This is a genomic window from Paraburkholderia sediminicola, assembly GCF_046026895.1.
GTDB lineage: Bacteria > Pseudomonadota > Gammaproteobacteria > Burkholderiales > Burkholderiaceae > Paraburkholderia > Paraburkholderia sediminicola_C.
Genome location: NZ_JAQQEU010000191.1, coordinates 1 through 2567, shown reverse-complemented (window position 1 = coordinate 2567; position 2567 = coordinate 1). Strand labels below are relative to the sequence as shown.

Here is a 2567-nt window from a genome sequence, read left to right as displayed (position 1 = left end):
AGGGCGAGGTTACTCGGGCACCGCCAGACGAAAGGGGCGGCAACAGACAAACCGAACCTACTGCCACCGCGCCACATCTCGACTCTACCGACTTACCTCTTTGCATGCCGTGCCGAGGCCATCGCCGTGGCCGGGGTGTGGGAGACCCTGTGCGGCCATGACCGGACGTTGGAGAGTACGACATGGATCGTCAACAATCATCCGTTGGTAAGCGGCTAGCGGTCCGGAAGGCCGGGCCGGATTTTCCGGTCGAACGCTGCCTGTGGAAAGAAACAACTTCAATAATTCGACATGGCGTGAGGGGCTCGCCGGGGCGTAGCCGCGGCGAGCACTGTTGATCAGGGCGTCCAGCGATAAATGATGAGGCTGGTCCCGTTGTAGTTGTCCTTCGTTACTTCACATTCGCCGGTAGAACGCCGATACGCGCGAAGTCCATACATCGAGTCCACGTCGTTGCCGACGTACACGGTGTTGGGGTTGCTGTTGATCAACGTGGTGTCCAGGCTGCCTGTGGTCAGATTGAAGGCATCGATGTTGGGCAGGGTGTGTACGTATCCGACGAAGAGATAGTTGCCGGCCGCCGTGATTGACTTGGGATTGGCGCTGGTGAGGTTGATCACCGGATTGGGAACGGTCGTGTTGCCTGCGAGCCAGCCGTGATACACCTCGATCCGCGTTCCGATCGACGTCCAGTCCGTGCTCCCGACAACTCCCTGTGCCAGGATCATCGTGTCACTTTCAGGCAGGTAGATGACCCGCGTCAACGGCGTGATCGTGCCCGGAATGGGCGTTGCAATTCCTGCTCCCCAACTCGGCTGACCGTTGGCATCGAAGCCGGTCAGCGGATAGTGCCAGATGGCATTCGTCTTGTCCAAACCGGCCCAGACGTCCCCTTTGCTGTCGAGGCAGAATCCGTCCCTGACCGGTGCTGTCGTATTGAACGCCGTACCTGGAAGCGTGGCGTCCGGTATTGCGATGTAGCCATTCGCAGCATTGAAGTGGAAGAAGTAGAAAGTATCGGGATTCTGGCCGGACGCCACGAGGATCCGGTTGGCGCCGACGGTGGCAAGTTGACCGAAATGCTCATCCCGTGAGCGATCGTTGATGTTGATGCGTGGATCGAAAGGATAGTCGATCGGATCGACAGTGTTCGCTACGAAACTTCTCCCAGCGGTGCCGGTGTAGATGTTGGTACCTCCATAAAAGTACGTACCGTCAGTACTCGGGTCCGGAGCGGCGACCCCCTCGAAGTTGAGAGACTGAAGCTTCCATTGCAGGCGGCCAAAAATGTTGTAGGAGTGAATGTCCGTGCCGCCGTCGCGGCCGAGGTCCCAGCTTCCGCCCCATGGGTTGTTGAGCACGTACAGGTTGCCGGCGGCGTCTTTGCCCATGCCGGTGACACGGGTAAAACGCCTGTCGCCGACCTGACCTTTGATTCCCGTTGTCGTATCGAGATATCCCCGCTGAATGCCAAATGTACTGACCAGAAATGGAATGCCCAAGATGTTATAGATCTTGATGTTCATGTCGGGGCCCTCGTCGCCGATCATGAGACACCCGGTTGACGAATCGAAATACAGCGAGGACGGTCGCGAGGCGACGGACATCTGGATGGTGTTCACCAGTACCCCGGCCGGATTGAATTCGAGGATCGCGCCCGCGCTCTTCTGTGCAACCCAGATGTTGCCTGCGTTGTCCCCCGCGAGCGCGCCAGGCCCTGAGACGGCAATATCCTGTCGCCAGACGCCATCGGTGGTGTAGACGCGGACGCGATTTCCAGGAAAGCCACTCGCATAAAGGAGCGAGCCCGACGTCGCGAGGCCCGTGATTACATCGGCCCGCTGCTCAGTCGTTGTCGCGCTGACCGAGATGAGAAAGTCGCGAGTTTGAGTGGTTCGGTTGTACCGCCCCACCGTGCCGCTGCCGTAAGTGGTATTAAATTGCAGAGCCGCGAAGATCGAAGTTGCATTACCCGTAATGGCGCTGCCCTGAAACTCGCCGTGACCTCCTATGGATCCCAGGCTTTGGCCGTTCTGGTATTTCGCCACACCCCCTTCGTTTTCGTCCCACATGGAAGCCGTGTAGATGACACCCTCGGGCGCTATCCACGTGGAGCGCGCGACGCTACCCACGCGGGTAGCGTTGGTCACAAATGTGTTCGCCACCAAGTCGGTGGTGTACTGTGCCCTGGCACTCCGGCGCAAGCGTAGCGGTCAGCAGTGCGGCGAGGAACGTGGCATAGATTCGTTTCATGATCGCACCGGGGATTTTGCACCGCTTCCCCAGGTTTACTACGAAGGCACAGTGACTACACTTGATATGGGTCGCGGAAATCAGGAGCGCGGCCTTCTCAATCACTTCCACGCACTACACGCTGTCGGAAAGCGCAGTTACACGCCGCACACATTGTTCGTGCGGCATGCTCGTCTCGCCGGTCCATCAAACAGGAGGATGCAATCATGCAAACTGTTATAAGGAGATTTTCCGGAAAGGGCGCAAAGGAGTTGTTCGATCTGCTGGAGAAGCACACGGCTGACGTCGAAGAACTGATGCGTTCGGTTAAAAGG

At 58.3% G+C, this 2567-nt stretch carries 1 protein-coding gene and 1 pseudogene; one reads left to right on the top strand and one right to left on the bottom strand.

Annotation, left to right across the window (positions count from 1 at the left end):
• A partial coding sequence (locus PQR02_RS40110; protein WP_408243338.1) for a hypothetical protein occupies positions 1–219 on the top strand: 219 nt, incomplete at its 5' end.
• Positions 220–338: 119 nt separating this feature from the next.
• Here PQR02_RS40110 and PQR02_RS40105 read toward each other — a convergent pair.
• Positions 339–2256: pseudogene (locus tag PQR02_RS40105) on the bottom strand (NHL repeat-containing protein).
• Between the last annotated feature and the right edge of the window lie 311 nt (positions 2257–2567).